Origin of the sequence: Streptomyces sp. 3330 (assembly GCF_031456635.1) — a bacterium.
In the GTDB taxonomy this organism is placed as follows: domain Bacteria; phylum Actinomycetota; class Actinomycetes; order Streptomycetales; family Streptomycetaceae; genus Streptomyces.
Window position 1 is genome coordinate 550,538 of sequence record NZ_JAVDVA010000001.1, and the last position, 14,892, is coordinate 565,429.

A 14,892-nucleotide genomic window follows, 5' to 3' on the forward strand; every position below is an offset into this window, starting at 1 on the left:
GGCAGCAAGCGCGGGAAGGCGGGAAGGCGGTCAGGCCCGGGAAGGCGGGCGCCGGACGCCGGATGCCGGATGCCGGACGCCGGTGGGCGTCAGTCCAGCAGCTCCGCGCCCAGCGGTCGTCCCGGTCGCGCGCCCGGCAGGATGTACGCCACCGCCGAACCCCGGGCCTCGGCGAACCCGCTCAGCTCGTCCTGAGCCGCCATCCGGCGCTGCACGCGCGCGAAGAGCGCGGGGTCCCGCATGAAGGCGAGGAACAGCAGTCCCTGGTCGGTGGGGCCGTCCGCGTAGGAGTAGCCGCGGCGCAGCATCCGGGCTCCCGAGTCGAGACGGGGGCTGACGGCCCGGACGTGGGAACGCGGCGGGGCGGACCCCTCGGGACCACCGGCCGGGGAACGGCCGTCCCGGCCGGCGTCCGGCGGCCCGCCGGTGGAACGGCTGCGGCCGATGATCTCCTCCTGGCGGTGCACGGGGAGCCGTGCGAAGTCCTCCAGGCGCAGATGGACCCGTCGTACGACGAGGCAGGTGGCGTTGCCCGACCACACCCAGCGTTCGCACTCCTCGGGGGTCGGGTTGGCGGTCCCGTCCTCGAAGCCCAGCAGGTCGCGCGGGGTAGTGGTGCCGTCGGAGGACGGGGGCAGGAAGCCGTCCTGCCGCCAGCGCGGGTACAGGGCCTCCCCGGCCAGCCGGGTCAGGGTCGCGGCGATCGCCTCGGTGACGTCCGTGGTGTCGGCGCACAGCTGCACCAGCAGGTCGCCGCCGCAGCGGTCGGGGTCGAGCCGGTCACCGGTGAAGGCGGGCAGGTCCCGCAGGGCCGCCGGGGCCCGCAGGCCGAGGCGCGCGGGGAGGGCGGGGCCGATGCCGAGGGTCGCGGTGAGGCGGGCGGCGCGCGAACCGTCCGACCCCAGCGTCTCGGCGAGGGCGTGCGTCCAGGTGCCGAGCACCGCCTTCAGCGCCCGCGCGCCCGCCGCGCCGCGCAGCGCGGGATCGAGGTCGTACGCCAGGAGCAGCGCGGTGGCCTGCCGCGGGGTCGTCACCCCGGCCTGGCGCAGACCGTGGAAGCCGGGCCCGCGGGCGTCCTCGGGCGGACCGGCGTCACGCGTACAGGCGGTCACGGTCAGTCCGAGTCCCGCACCGGCGATCAGCACACGTCGGCGGGTGGGCACTCCGGTCACGGCATTCTTCGCCTTCGGCACGAACCGGACGATACATCCGCACGCCGGAACACCCGGTCTCCCCCGCCCCTCGCAACACCACGGTTCTCGCCGCCCCGCCACGCCTCCACGGCCCTCGCCGCCACGCCTCCGGGGGAGCGGGCGCCGAGCCCGCTACTCCGCCTGAAGCACCAGGAGCGCCAGGTCGTCCTCCGGCGGCTGGTCGCCGAACTCGTGGACCAGTCGCCGGATCCGCTCCGCGATCAGTTCCGCGTCGAGTCCCACGCAGCCCGCCAGCGCGACGGCGAGACCGTCCTCGTCGTCGAACTGCCGCAGGCCCGACCGCCGTTCCGTGACGCCGTCGGTGACGCACAGCAGACTGTCGCCGGGACGCAGCTCCAGGCTGTCGCTGGTGTACGTGACGTCCTCGATCACCCCGAGCAGGGTCTGCGGGCGCCCGCCCGTGGCGACCGAGCCGTCCGGCCCGAGCAGCAGCGGCAGCGGGTGCCCGGCGGAGGCGAGGGTGCAGCGGACCCCTCCCTCGAAGGGGGCCAGTTCGCCGTAGAGGAGCGACAGGAACCGGGTCTGCGGGCCGTCACCGGGCCCGGCGGGGCCGACGAAGGCGCGGGCGGCGGCGTCGGCCGCCTCGGTCGCGTCGTCGAGGAGGAGCTGGTTGAGCCGGTCCAGGACGTCGGCCACGCCGTAGCCCTCGCGGGCCAGCAGCCGAAGCCAGGGCCGGGCCAGGCCGATGACGACGGCCGCCTCGGGCCCCTTGCCCTGCACATCACCGACCGCGAAGCACCAGCGTCCGTCGCCCGCCGGGAACAGGTCGTAGAAGTCGCCGCTCGGGCCGCCCTGCTCGCGCGGCTCGTAGACGAGTGCGCTGCGCACCCCGGGGATCTCGGCGACCGCGCCGGGCAGCAGCCCGCGCTGCAGGACGGCGCTGATGGTGGCCTGACGGGCGTACTGGCGGGCCGCTCCGATGGCGAGCGCCACCCGGCGGCCGAGGTCCTCGACGAGCCCGGTGACCTCGTCGGCGAAGGCCGGCAGTCCGGCCTGCCCGATGACCAGGGTGCCGAGCGGCCGCCCGCCGGCGATCAGCCGGTAGGCGAGGGCGGTGCCGTGCGGACCGAGCGCCGCGCCGGGCCAGGGGAAGGGCTCCGGCCCGGAGCGGGGGCCGCCGTCGGGCGGACACGGCGGCGGATCCTTCTCCAGGGCCCGGCGCAGCTCCTCCACGCGGCTCTCGCAGCCGTGCCAGACCCGGGCCAGCCGGGGCCCGGGCCCGCCCGCCCACTCTCCGCGCCCGCTCACCTCGTCCTCCAGCCACACCGCGCACCAGTCGGCGAGCCGCGGCACGAGCAGCTGGCCGGTCAGCGCGGCCACCAGGTCCTCGTCGAGCTGCCCGGCGAGCAGATCGGACGCCTCGGCGAGGAAGGAGAGGGCGCCGCGGTTGAGCCAGTCCCGGTCCCGCGACCCGACCGGCCGCGGGACCGGGGCCAGGGCTTCGAGCAGACCCGGACCGGCGTCGCGCGGGCGGTCGGGGTGGGCGGTGAGACCGGCGGGACGGAAGCAGCCGAGGTGTCCCGCGCGGCCGGGGACGTCGTGCTCGCGGCCGGAACGCGGCTGCTCGCCGGGGCCGGGGAGGTCGGCGTCGGGGGACCCGGCGGCCGTCGGCAGCAGCCGGGCCCAGACCGTCTTCGTGCCCCTGCGGTACGTCACCCCCCAGGCGTCGGCGAGCGCGGCGACCAGGCGCAGGCCGCGGCCGTACTCGGGCGTCCCGTAGGACGGCTCGGCGGTGCCGTCGCGCGGGGCGCGGGAGGGGTGGTGGTCGGAGACCTCGACGACGACCGCGCGGCAGCCGCCGGGGACAGCGGGGCGTTCGAGGTGGTCGGGAGCGTCCTCCAGCCGGCACGTCAGCTCGACGTCGGTGCCGGCGTGCACGACGGCGTTCGTGACGAGCTCGCTGACGACGAGCGTGGTGTCCTCCGCGAGGCGCTCGCCGGGGTCAGCGCGGTCGCCGGCGTCACCGGTCTCCCCGGCCGCACCCGCCTCCTTCGCGCCGAGCAGGCCGAGACCCGCCCACTCCGCGAGCGCGGCGCGCACCAGCCGACGGGCGGCGCCGGGCGCGAGGGGGCCGCCGGCCAGGGTCGCGCGGGCGTGCGGAAGCGTGATCGCCTGCGTGCTCGGGGGCGCGGGCGCGCCATGGGCACGGGACGCGGTCTCCCGTTGCGTCGGAATGGCCCCCATGCGCAGCTCCCCGGACGGTCGGATGCCCACAGGGTGACAGACCGGTCCCGGCCGTGAGCGCTGGGTTACCGAAGTGGGCGCTCCTGGGCGAGAACCGTGCTCCGCGTGTGTCCGCGTGTGTCCGATGACGCACGCTTGAGGGGCGGAATCCGAGCATTCGGACTCCGCCCCGGGCGCGCGCCGCCGCGCTGTGTCCCGCGCCGTGCGCGCCCGCGCTACGCCTCGCGCGACCCGGCGTACATCTCGTCGATGAGGTGCTTGTACTCCCGCTCCACGACGGGCCGCTTCAGCTTCAGGCTGGGCGTGATCTCACCGTGCTCGACGTCCAGGTCCCGGGGCAGCAGCCGGAACTTCTTGATCGTCTGCCAGCGCTGGAGCCCCTCGTTGAGCTGCTTGACGTAGCCGTCGATGAGCTCCACGGTGACGGGCGCCGCGACGACCTCCGCGTACGGCTTTCCGGCCAGCCCGTTGTCCTTCGCCCAGTCGAGGAGCGACACCTCGTCGAGGGCGATGAGCGCCGTGCAGAAGTTCCGGTCGGCGCCGTGCACGAGGATGTTGGAGACGTACGGGCACACCGCCTTGAACTGTCCCTCGACCTCGGCGGGCGCGATGTACTTGCCGCCGGACGTCTTGATGAGGTCCTTCTTGCGGTCGGTGATGCGCAGGTACCCGTCGGGCGACAGCTCGCCGATGTCACCGGTGTGGAACCAGCCGTCGGCCTCCAGGACCTCGGCGGTCTTCTCGGGGAGGCCGTGGTAGCCCTCCATGATGCCGGGGCCGCGCAGCAGGATCTCGCCGTCGTCGGCGATCCGCACCTCCGTGCCGGGCAGCGGCTTGCCGACCGTGCCGGTGCGGTAGGCCTCACCGGGGTTGACGAAGGACGCCGCGGAGGACTCCGTCAGGCCGTAGCCCTCGAGGATGTGGATGCCGGCGCCGGCGAAGAAGTAGCCGATCTCCGGCGCGAGCGCCGCCGACCCGGAGACGCACGCGCGCAGGTTGCCGCCGAAGGCCTCGCGGATCTTGGCGTAGACGAGCGCGTCGGCGACCTTGTGCTTGGCGCCGAGTCCGAAGGGGACGGCGGCGGTGCCGGTGCGCCGGAAGTTGTCCTGGGCGGCCTTGGCGTACTCGCGGGAGACCTCGGCGGCCCACTGGAAGATCTTGAACTTGGCCCCGCCGCCCGCACGGGCCTTGGCGGCGACCCCGTTGTAGACCTTCTCGAAGATGCGCGGCACGGCGGCCATGTACGTCGGCCGGACGACCGGCAGGTTCTCGATGATCTTGTCCACGCGGCCGTCGACGGCGGTGACGTGCCCGACCTCGATCTGGCCGGAGGTGAGGACCTTGCCGAAGACGTGCGCGAGCGGCAGCCACAGGTACTGCACGTCGTCGGGGCCGACCAGGCCCGTCGCGGCGATCGCCTTCGCCATGTACGACCAGTTGTCGTGCGGCAGGCGGACGCCCTTGGGCCGGCCGGTGGTGCCGGAGGTGTAGATCAGGGTGGCGAGCTGGTCCTTGGTGATCGCGCCGACCCGCTCCTTGATCAGCTCGGGTTCCTTCTCCAGCCGGGCGGCGCCGCGCTTCTCCAGCTCGTCGAGGGTGAGGATCCAGTCGGCGGTCTCGACGCCGGCCGGGTCGATCACGACCACATGGGTGAGGGCGGGCAGCTCGGCGCGCTTCTCGACCGCCTTGGCGAGCTGGGCCGCGTCCTCGGCGATCAGCACCTTGGACTCGGAGTCCGCGAGGATGAACGCGGACTCGTCGGCGTTGGTCTGCGGGTAGACGGTGGTCGTCGCGGCCCCGGCGCACATGATGCCGAGGTCGGCGAGGATCCACTCGAGCCGCGTCGAGGCGGCGAGCGCGACGCGCTCCTCGGCCCGCACGCCCAGCTCGATCAGGCCGGCCGCGATCGCGTAGACCCGTTCGGCGGCCTGCCCCCAGCTCAGCGACTTCCAGTCGTCGGGGCCCTCACCGGCCGCGGCCGGTACCGGATAGCGGTATGCCTCGGCGTCGGGCGTGGCGGCCACGCGCTCCAGGAAGAGGCCCGCGACGGACGGCGGACGGTTCTCGATCAGTGTCTGTGTGTCGCTCACGACATCCTCCGGGCCCGCGACGATGCGGCTGGCTCATTGCCGGCGTCGTTCGACGCGGCGGTTGCTGACAGCGGCGGTTGTTGACGGCGGCTGTTGTTTAACTCACGAGTAACTACCGAGCAGGGACAGAGTAGAGGGCGACTGGCCAGCACGTAAGGGGCTCCGGGCAGTCACTTTCTCCTGAATACAGCCACAGGGCCCGCCGCGCTGTCGCGCGACGGGCCCTGGAAACCGGCGTGGATCGTGGCTATTTCTTGCCCTTGCCCGATCCCGCGTTGTCGTCACTGCTCAGGACGGCGATGAAGGCCTCCTGCGGAACCTCCACGGAACCCACCATCTTCATCCGCTTCTTGCCCTCCTTCTGCTTCTCCAGCAGCTTCCGCTTACGGGAGATGTCACCGCCGTAGCACTTGGCGAGGACGTCCTTGCGGATGGCGCGGATGGTCTCGCGGGCGATGACCCGGGAGCCGATGGCCGCCTGGATGGGCACCTCGAAGGCCTGCCGCGGGATGAGCTCGCGCAGCTTGGCGACGAGCCGCACGCCGTACGCGTACGCCGCGTCCTTGTGGGTGACCGCCGAGAAGGCGTCCACCTTGTCGCCGTGCAGCAGGATGTCGACCTTGACCAGGCTGGAGGCCTGCTCGCCGGTGGGCTCGTAGTCCAGGGAGGCGTAGCCGCGCGTCTTGGACTTCAGCTGGTCGAAGAAGTCGAAGACGATCTCCGCGAGCGGGAGCGTGTAGCGGATCTCGACCCGGTCCTCGGAGAGGTAGTCCATGCCGAGCAGGGTGCCGCGCCGGGTCTGGCACAGCTCCATGATCGAGCCGATGAACTCGGAGGGCGCGAGGATCGTGGCGCGTACGACGGGCTCGTACACGTTGTCGATCTTCCCCTCGGGGAACTCGCTCGGGTTGGTGACCGTGTGCTCGGAGCCGTCCTCCATGACCACGCGGTAGACCACGTTGGGCGCGGTGGCGATGAGGTCGAGCCCGAACTCGCGCTCCAGCCGCTCGCGGATCACGTCGAGGTGCAGCAGACCCAGGAAGCCGACGCGGAAACCGAAGCCGAGGGCGGCGGACGTCTCCGGCTCGTACACCAGCGCGGCGTCGTTGAGCTGGAGCTTGTCGAGGGCGTCGCGCAGCTCGGGGTAGTCGGAGCCGTCCAGCGGATACAGACCCGAGAAGACCATCGGCTTCGGGTCCTTGTAACCGCCGAGCGCCTCGGTCGCCCCCTTGTGCAGGGTGGTGATCGTGTCACCGACCTTGGACTGGCGGACGTCCTTCACACCGGTGATCAGATAGCCGACCTCACCGACACCGAGGCCGTCGGCCGACTTCATCTCCGGAGCCGAGACGCCGATCTCCAGCAGCTCGTGCGTCGCGCCGGTGGACATCATGCGGATCCGCTCACGCTTGTTGAGCTGACCGTCGATGACACGCACGTACGTGACGACACCGCGGTAGGAGTCGTACACCGAGTCGAAGATCATGGCGCGCGCGGGGGCGTCCTGGATGCCGACCGGAGCGGGGACGTCGGCCACGACGCGGTCCAGCAGCGCCTCGACGCCCAGACCGGTCTTGGCGGAGACCTTGAGCACGTCCTCCGGGTCGCAACCGATGAGGTTGGCGAGCTCCTCGGAGAACTTCTCGGGCTGGGCGGCCGGCAGGTCGATCTTGTTCAGTACGGGGATGATCTTGAGGTCGTTCTCCATCGCCAGGTAGAGGTTGGCGAGAGTCTGGGCCTCGATGCCCTGGGCGGCGTCGACCAGGAGGACGGTGCCCTCACAGGCGGCCAGCGACCGGGACACCTCGTACGTGAAGTCCACGTGCCCCGGGGTGTCGATCATGTTGAGGATGTGGGTCTTGCCCGGGTCCTCGGTCGGGGCCCAGGGCAGGCGGACCGCCTGGGACTTGATCGTGATGCCGCGCTCGCGCTCGATGTCCATGCGGTCGAGGTACTGGGCACGCATCTGCCGCTGATCGACCACTCCGGTCAGCTGGAGCATGCGGTCGGCGAGCGTGGACTTGCCGTGGTCGATGTGCGCGATGATGCAGAAATTGCGGATCAGAGCCGGGTCGGTACGGCTCGGCTCGGGCACATTGTTAGGGGTCGCGGGCACGCAGGGTCCTGTCTCTTGAGGCGCCTTGTGCCTCGGGTCGGATCGATACGTAGGCTCTATCGTCCCACGGGTGGCGACCGGGGACCGGTTTGGGCCAGTCGGGGAGCCACTGGTAGCCTGGGCAGCTGTGTCTCCTGCCCTCTCAGCATGAGGCACGTCTCCTCGGAGAACTTCCCGGACAGCACTTCTCGGGAACTCCGGGGTATCTCGGAAACTCATCGGTACGGGACCCGTAGGGGCCCGTGCCTGAACCTGAAAAGGCTCATTCGTGGCGAACATCAAGTCCCAGATCAAGCGGATCAAGACCAACGAGAAGGCTCGGCTGCGCAACAAGGCCGTCAAGTCCTCCCTGAAGACCGCGATCCGCAAGGCCCGTGAGGCTGCTGCCGCGGGTGACGTCGAGAAGGCCACCGAGTACCAGCGCGCTGCCGCGCGTCAGCTCGACAAGGCCGTCTCGAAGGGCGTCATCCACAAGAACCAGGCCGCCAACAAGAAGTCGGCGCTCGCTTCCAAGGTCGCGACCCTCAAGGGCTGAATCTCCCAGATCTGATCGCCGGAAGGACCAGGGCGGGCCCTCTCTCATCCGCCCCCGACCGGCACCCCGAGGATCGCGCGCGGCCTGCGTTCGCCACGCGGGCGCGATCCGACAGCTTCACGCCTGACCCGAAGGCCCCCGCGCCTCGCCCTTCCCCAGGGCGGGCACGGGGGCCTTCGGCCTGCCGTCTTCGGTGGGCCGACGTCGGTCGGCCGTCTTCCGTGGGCCGTCTACGGTCTTCGGCCTGCCGGGGGCGCGTCCCCCGGGGCCCGGTTCGGGCGGACAGGGGTGACCGGGGAGTCCCCGGGGGGCCGGGATCCGGGCGGACAGGGGTGACCGGGGAGTCCCCGGGGGGCCGGAGTCCGGGCGGACAGGGGTGAGGGGGGAGCGTCTCCGGGAGCCCAGTCCAGGACCAGCAGGGGTGACGGGGGTCCGCCCCGGGGCCCGGGGTCCGGGCGGACAGGGGTGACCGGGCCGGTCAGGACCAGAAGTCGTTGCTCATGTCGATGTCCCCGACGCACTCGTCGAGATCGCTGATCTTGTCCCCGACGATCCGGAAGACGATGCCCCCGTCGTCGTCCATGTGCTTGCCGTTGCGCTCGGCGGCGATCCGGTGCAGGGAGACGGCGTGCCCCCGGTCGTCGACGAGTACGGTGCGCAGATCGACGCGCAACGAGCCGCCCGTCTCCGCGAACAGCCTGTCGTACATGTCCATGACCGCGTCGAGGCCCTTGAAGTCCCCGGAGAGCATGTGGGAACCGGGCACGTGGTGCGTACAGTCCCCCGTCATCATGCCGCGCAGGGTGTCCATGTCTCCGCGGGTGAAGGCCTCGTATCCCTTCCGGACGAGTGCCGCGTGCGGGTGTTCAGCCATGTCGATCCCCACCTTTCGCATGCGCCGGCGATGTTCGGCTGGTACCCCCGATTCTCCTCCCCGGCAGGGCAAAGGCCACTGGATCACCTCGGTGGATGTCGCCCGGCGGATCACCCCGGGGCGCGGGGTGACCTACCCCGGTGACACCTGGCGGATCACCCGGCCTCGCCCAGCAAATCACCGCGGTACCGCCCGGCGAATGGCCCCGGTGACACCCGGCGGATCACCCCGGTGACACCCGGGGATGACGCACCGCTACCCGCGTCCCCCGGACCGCGCCGCCCGCGCGATCGCCACGACGGCCTTCTCCAGGGCGTACTCCGGGTCGTCACCGCCGCCCTTCACTCCCGCGTCCGCCTCGGCGACGGCCCGCAGCGCTACGGACACCCCGTCCGGCGTCCAGCCTCTCATCTGCTGGCGGACCCGGTCGATCTTCCAGGGCGGCATGCCCAACTCCCGCGCGAGATCGGCCGGCCGTCCTCCCCGCGCCGAGGACAGCTTGCCGATGGCCCGCACTCCCTGGGCCAGCGCACTGGTGATCAGCACCGGCGCGACCCCGGTGGCCAGCGACCAGCGCAGCGCCTCCAGCGCCTCGGCGGCCCGCCCCTCCACCGCCCGGTCGGCGACGGTGAAGCTGGAGGCCTCGGCCCGCCCGGTGTAGTACCGCCCGACGACGGCGTCGTCGATGGTCCCCTCGACATCGGCGACCAGCTGGGACACGGCCGAGGCCAGCTCGCGCAGATCGCTGCCGATGGCGTCGACGAGCGCCTGGCACGCCTCCGGTGTGGCCGACCGACCGGTGACCCGGAACTCCTGCCGCACGAACGCCAGCCGATCCGCCGGCTTGGTCATCTTCGGACAGGCCACCTCCCGCGCCCCCGCCTTGCGCGCGGCGTCGAGCAGCCCCTTGCCCTTGATTCCGCCGGCGTGCAGCAGCACCAGCGTGATCTCCTCGGCGGGCGACCCCAGATACGCCTTGACGTCCTTGACCGTGTCGGCGGACAGATCGTGCGCGTTGCGCACGACCACGACCTTGCGCTCGGCGAAGAGCGAGGGGCTGGTCAGCTCGGCGAGCGTGCCGGGCTGCACCTGGTCCGAGGTCAGGTCGCGCACGTCCGTGTCGGCGTCGGCGGCCTTGGCGGCGGCCACCACCTCCTGCACGGCACGGTCGAGCAGGAGGTCCTCCTGGCCCACGGCAAGCGTCACCGGGGCGAGGGGATCGTCATTCGCAGTCTTCCTGGCCATCCCCGAAAGCATCCCACGAGCCACCGACAACCCGACCCCCGCCGACCAGCCCCGCCGCCCTCGACGACGACTGCAGACCGCTGCCGTAGCAGGGACGTAGCCGTAGCCGGTGCCGTGCCGTTGCCGGTGCCGTGCCGTAGCCGGTGCCGTGCCGTAGCCGGTGCCGGTGCCGGGACGGATGGTCCCGCCGATCGAGGGCCCGGGCCGCCGAGGACGCCGACGAGAGCTCACGGCCGCTGGCGACCGCCGGCGGCCGGCGGCCGGCGGCTCATCGTCACGGCTCCTCCCGCCAGCCCTCCCACTCCCCCGCGAACTCGTCCAGCGCCCCCGCGTCGAGGCTTTCCTCCTCGTCCCGCAGCAGCACGAGCCACTGCGCGTCCTCCGCGTCGTCCTCCCCGGCCAACGCGTCCCGGACGACCCTCGGCTCCTCGCGTACCCCGAACCGGTCCCCGAGCGCCTGCGCCACCTCCTCCGCGGCATCGCGATCGGGCAGCACCAGCACATGTCTCACATCACTCACCGCCCCATTTTCCGACACGCTCGGCGGACAGCTCCCCCGGCCACCGCACCAGCTGCCCCGACGGTCACGCCGACGCCCTCCGGACGGTCACCCTCGTCGGTCGAGGCCCTCGCCTCTCCCGGTCCCGCTCTCCCCTCCCAGTCCCGCTCCCTCCCCCTTCTCCCAGTCACGTCTCTCAGTCACGCGCCACCCGCAGCTCTCCTCCGGTGCCTGTCGCGACCGCCAGCGCCCCGTCCCGGTCCGTCCGCAGCACGGCCGCCCCTCCCGCGCGCAACGCCGCGACCGTGCTGGGCGCGGGGTGCCCGTACGGGTTGTCCGCGCCGCACGAGATCAACGCCAGTCGCGGCGCCACGGTCCGTATGAGGTCGGGGTCCTGGTAGGCCGAGCCATGGTGGGCCACCTTGAGCACGTCCACCCCTCGCACCAGCAGCGCCGCCGGTGAGCGCAACAACGCCTGCTGGGCCGGGGGTTCGAGGTCGCCGAGGAGCAGCATCCGCAGCCCTGCCACCCGCACGAGCAGCGTCACGCTCGCGTCGTTGGGTCCTTCCGGGCTCGGCGCCGGGTGCGGGGGCGGCCACAGCACCTCCCAGTCGAGGGCACCGAGCCGCCGCCGCTCCCCGGCCGAGGCCCGCACCACCGGCACGTGCCTCGCCCTCGCCTCCCGCCGGACGAACTCCACCTGGTCCCCCGGCTCCTCGAACCCCGTCGTCTCGATCGCCCCCACCTCCCGGCCCCGCAGCACCCCGGGCAGCCCGGCGACGTGATCCGCGTGGAAGTGGGTCAGCACGACGAGCGGCACGCGGGTGATCCCGAGCTTGCGCAGACACCGGTCGACCGGTACCGGGTCCGGCCCGGCGTCGACCACCACGCCGACGCCCGCGCCCGCCGCCAGGACGGTCGCGTCCCCCTGGCCCACATCGCACATCGCGAGCCGCCACCCCGGTGGCGGCCATCCCGTGAGCACCCGGGTCAGCGGCGGCGGTTGCATCACCGCGAGCAGAAGCAGCGCCCCGCAGACCGCGCACAGCCAGGGATACCGCGACAGCCGCCGCCCGAGCAGCACCATCCCGCCCGTCGCCAGGGCGAGCAGGAACGCTCCGGCCCAGCTCCCCGGCCAGTCCATTCCCCCGCCGGGCTGCGCCGCCCCGGTCCGCGCCACATCCGCGATCCATCCGGCCGGCCAACTCGCGCACCACGCCAGCGCCTCGGCCACCGGCATCGCCAGAGGAGCTGTCGCCAGCGTCGCGAAGCCCAGCACCGTCGCCGGCGCGACCGCGAGCTCCACCAGGAGGTTGCAGGGCACCGCGACCAGACTCACCCGCGCCGACAGCACGGCCACGACCGGCGCGCACAGCGCCTGCGCGGCTCCCGCGGCCGCCAGCGCCTCGGCGAGCCGCGGGGGCACCCGGCGCCGTCGCAACGCGGCACTCCAGCGCGGCGCCAGCGTCAGCAGGGCCCCGGTGGCGAGGACCGACAGCAGGAACCCGTAACTCCGGGCCAGCCACGGGTCGTACAGCACCAACAGCAGCACCGCGGTCGCCAGCGCCGGGAGCAGGGACCGACGGCGGCCGGTCGCCAGCGCGAGCAGCACGATCGCTCCGCAGGCCGCGGCGCGCAGCACGCTCGGGTCGGGTCGGCACACCACCACGAAGCCGAGGGTCAGCGCTCCGCCGAGCAGCGCGGTCGCCCGGAGGGGGACGCCGAGGCGAGGTGCCAGACCCCGGCGCTCGACGTGCTGTGCCAGCCCCGGCGGGCCGAGCAGCAGGGCGAGGATGATCGTGAGGTTGCTCCCGGAGACGGCGAGCGTGTGGGTCAGATCCGTCGCCTTGAACGCCTCGTCCAGCTCGGGCGTGATCCGCGAGGTGTCCCCGACGACCAGCCCCGGCAGCAGTGCCCTCGCGTCAGCCGGAAGTCCGTCGGTGGCCTCCCGCAGCCCCGCCCGCAGCCGCCCCGCCGACCGCTGCGTGCCCGACGGTTCCCGCACGACCGACGGCACCGCTCGCGCCCGCACCCGCAGCACGGCCGCGAACCGGTCCCCGCCGGCCAGCGCGGGCACCAGCCGCCCGGTCACCCGCACCCGGGTGGACGGCAACAGCCCCAGCCAGGACGCCCCGGACCGCACCTCGGACCGCGCCCCGGACCGACCCGTCGCCCGGTGGTCCGCCACCTGAGGGCCCGGTGTCCCGCGGCCCGATGCCTCGCGGCCCGGTGACTCGCCGCTCCCGGGATGCGCCCGTGTCCGGCCCCCGCGCCGACGCGAGCCCATGTCCACCACCATCAGTACCGGGGTCCGCGTCGCCGCCGCCCCTCTGGTCGCCCCCTCGACCCTGCGCACCTCGGCGTCGATCAGAACGGCGTCCGGGGTCACGTGGTCCCCTCTGACCCGGGGCCGGGTGAGTCGTGGGTCGGAGGTGATCTCGACCTCGGCGGTGACGGTCGCGTATTCCCGGGCCAGCACCGGCACCGGCCCCCGGCGCAGATCGGCCCCGTGCAGCCCGGCCGACGCGGCAGCCGCGCCCACGCAGAGCAACGAGGCGGCGACGGTGACCCGGGGCCACCCGCGGCGACCGGTGGTGGCCCCGGCGCCAGGACCCGCGCCACGCCCCGCCGCGCGCCGCCTCACGACCAGGAGAGCGCCGGCGGCCAGTAGGCAGACGGCGACGACTCCACTCACCACCTCCGTCGGCGCGTGCAACGTCAGCGCGGCCGTCGCCCAAGCCGCCAGCGCGGGCGGAACGAGCCGCAGATCCACCGGTCCTTCCTGGCGCGGGTGGGCGTCGCCCAGCCGCTTGCCGGAGGCCGCGTGCACGGCTTGGCGGGCAGCCGGGCCGGATCCGGCCCCGATACCGACGGACTCCGTGACTTCGCGCCTCATGGCCGCACGAGGTTCCGTAGATCGGCGAAACGTCGCTCGCCGATGCCGTTGACCTCGCGCAGTTCGTCCACCGACCGGAAACCGCCGTGCTGCGCCCGGTAGTCGATGATGTGCTGCGCCAGCACGGGGCCGACGCCCGGCAGCGTGTCGAACTGGTCCACGGTGCCTGTGTTGAGGGAGACGGGAACCGGAGGCCCGGCGCCCAGGCCGGCCCCGGTGGAACCCGCCGCCGCCCCCGCCCCCGGCCCGGCCCCCGACCCGGCGGCCCCGGCCGGTGCGGGCGGGCCGCCGACGACGACCTGCTCCCCGTCCACGAGGAAACGCGCGCGGTTGAGACCGTCGGTGTCGGTGCCCGGTCGCACACCACCTGCCGCGCCCAGTGCGTCGACCACCCGTGAACCAGCCGGGAGGCGGTGGATGCCGGGCTTCCGCACCTTGCCGCTGACGTCCACCACGATCTCGGCCGCGGGGGTGCTCCCGGGGCCCGGCAAGCCTGCGAAAGGGGCAGGCCCGGTAGCCGAGTTCGGCTCCCCGGCCGCGTAGGGCGCGGCGGCCCGCACCACCTCCGGCGCCCGCACCGGCTGAGCACGGCCGACCCAGAAGTGCTGCAGGGCGAAGGCGGCGGCCACGACGAGCAGTACCGAGAGCGCCAGCACACTCCGTCGTTCCAGGCCGCAACGCGTCAGCAGCCACACGGGCATCCGCTCCCGCAGAGCCAGCCCCGCCCGCTCCTGCCAGCGCCCGGCGACACGAGGAGCACTCGCACTCGCCTCACTCCTCTCACCGCCGTCGCCCTTGACGTTGACGTCGGTGTCAGTGCCGGTGCCTGCACCCACATCGGCATCGGCGCCCGTGCCGAAAGGGGCGTGCTCGGCGCCCTCCCTGCCGGGCGCGCCTCCCCACAACGCCCCGGACCTCTTCAGCACCCCCGGGGCAACCGGCGCCCCCACCGCAACCACCGCTCCTGCGGCCCCCTCCGCACCTGCCGCCTCCAGCGCACCCGCAGCCTCCAGCCCACCCGACGCACCCGACGCACCCACACGGACAGCAGTCCCGCCGCGTCCGATGTGTTCGCTGCGTCCGCCCTGCCCGCCACCCCCACCGCCCTCACCCGGCGGCCCGATCCCCATCTCCCCCTCTTCCGGCCGCCGTTCGGCGAACAGTGCCTTCGCCCGGCGGTGGATCTCCTCCGCCGAGGCGTGCCGGTGTCCGGTTCGGCCGCCACCAGGTGGACGGAGG

General features: G+C 73.3%; 10 protein-coding genes and 1 pseudogene. 2 read left to right on the forward strand and 9 right to left on the reverse strand.

Features of this window, described 5'->3' with window-relative positions:
• Positions 1–89: 89 nt before the first annotated feature.
• From J2X68_RS02440 to lepA, 4 genes are all read right to left on the reverse strand, one after another.
• Entirely contained in the window at positions 90–1,193 is a 1,104-nt protein-coding gene (locus tag J2X68_RS02440) for a Dyp-type peroxidase (RefSeq protein ID WP_310430718.1), read from the reverse strand.
• Positions 1,194–1,325: 132 nt separating this feature from the next.
• A complete protein-coding gene (locus tag J2X68_RS02445; RefSeq protein WP_310430719.1) occupies positions 1,326–3,398 on the reverse strand; it encodes a SpoIIE family protein phosphatase in 2,073 nt (690 codons plus the stop codon).
• 215 nt (positions 3,399–3,613) lie between these two features.
• A complete protein-coding gene (locus tag J2X68_RS02450; protein ID WP_310430720.1) occupies positions 3,614–5,488 on the reverse strand; it encodes an AMP-dependent synthetase/ligase in 1,875 nt (624 codons plus the stop codon).
• A 247-nt stretch (positions 5,489–5,735) separates the two neighbouring features.
• Positions 5,736–7,604 (reverse strand): translation elongation factor 4, encoded by a 1,869-nt coding sequence (gene lepA, locus J2X68_RS02455; RefSeq protein WP_310430721.1) that lies wholly within the window; start codon positions 7,602–7,604, stop codon positions 5,736–5,738.
• Positions 7,605–7,660: 56 nt separating this feature from the next.
• Between lepA and J2X68_RS40240 the strand changes: the two are divergent.
• A pseudogene (locus J2X68_RS40240) lies at positions 7,661–7,720 on the forward strand (hypothetical protein); the annotation flags it as partial.
• 152 nt (positions 7,721–7,872) lie between these two features.
• Complete coding sequence (gene rpsT, locus J2X68_RS02460) at positions 7,873–8,139, forward strand: 30S ribosomal protein S20 (protein WP_053750780.1); 267 nt, start codon at positions 7,873–7,875, stop codon at positions 8,137–8,139.
• A gap of 478 nt (positions 8,140–8,617) precedes the next feature.
• Here rpsT and J2X68_RS02465 read toward each other — a convergent pair whose 3' ends face one another.
• The 5 genes from J2X68_RS02465 to J2X68_RS02485 all read right to left on the reverse strand — a co-directional run bounded on the left by J2X68_RS02465 (position 8,618) and on the right by J2X68_RS02485 (position 14,783).
• Positions 8,618–9,013: a nuclear transport factor 2 family protein gene (locus J2X68_RS02465; protein WP_310430722.1), complete on the reverse strand. Its 396-nt coding sequence runs from the start codon at positions 9,011–9,013 to the stop codon at positions 8,618–8,620.
• Positions 9,014–9,268: 255 nt separating this feature from the next.
• Positions 9,269–10,258 (reverse strand): DNA polymerase III subunit delta, encoded by a 990-nt coding sequence (gene holA / locus J2X68_RS02470; protein WP_310430723.1) that lies wholly within the window; start codon positions 10,256–10,258, stop codon positions 9,269–9,271.
• Between the two features lie 274 nt (positions 10,259–10,532).
• Positions 10,533–10,778, reverse strand: a complete 246-nt coding sequence (locus J2X68_RS02475; protein ID WP_310430724.1) for a hypothetical protein — start codon at positions 10,776–10,778, stop codon at positions 10,533–10,535.
• 175 nt (positions 10,779–10,953) lie between these two features.
• Positions 10,954–13,653 (reverse strand): ComEC/Rec2 family competence protein, encoded by a 2,700-nt coding sequence (locus J2X68_RS02480; RefSeq protein WP_310430725.1) that lies wholly within the window; start codon positions 13,651–13,653, stop codon positions 10,954–10,956.
• Entirely contained in the window at positions 13,650–14,783 is a 1,134-nt protein-coding gene (locus J2X68_RS02485) for a helix-hairpin-helix domain-containing protein (protein WP_399039209.1), read from the reverse strand. The genes J2X68_RS02480 and J2X68_RS02485 overlap by 4 nt, the downstream gene beginning before the upstream one ends.
• Positions 14,784–14,892 lie beyond the last annotated feature (109 nt).

Bases quoted from the DNA above. Each gene is read 5' to 3' on its own strand.
- J2X68_RS02480 (WP_310430725.1), bottom strand. From the start codon at position 13,653: ATGAGGCGCGAAGTCACGGAGTCCGTCGGTATCGGGGCCGGATCCGGC.
- J2X68_RS02485 (WP_399039209.1), bottom strand. From the start codon at position 14,783: ATGGGGATCGGGCCGCCGGGTGAGGGCGGTGGGGGTGGCGGGCAGGGC.
- J2X68_RS02445 (WP_310430719.1), bottom strand. From the start codon at position 3,398: ATGGGGGCCATTCCGACGCAACGGGAGACCGCGTCCCGTGCCCATGGC.
- J2X68_RS02465 (WP_310430722.1), bottom strand. From the start codon at position 9,013: ATGGCTGAACACCCGCACGCGGCACTCGTCCGGAAGGGATACGAGGCC.
- holA (WP_310430723.1), bottom strand. From the start codon at position 10,258: ATGGCCAGGAAGACTGCGAATGACGATCCCCTCGCCCCGGTGACGCTT.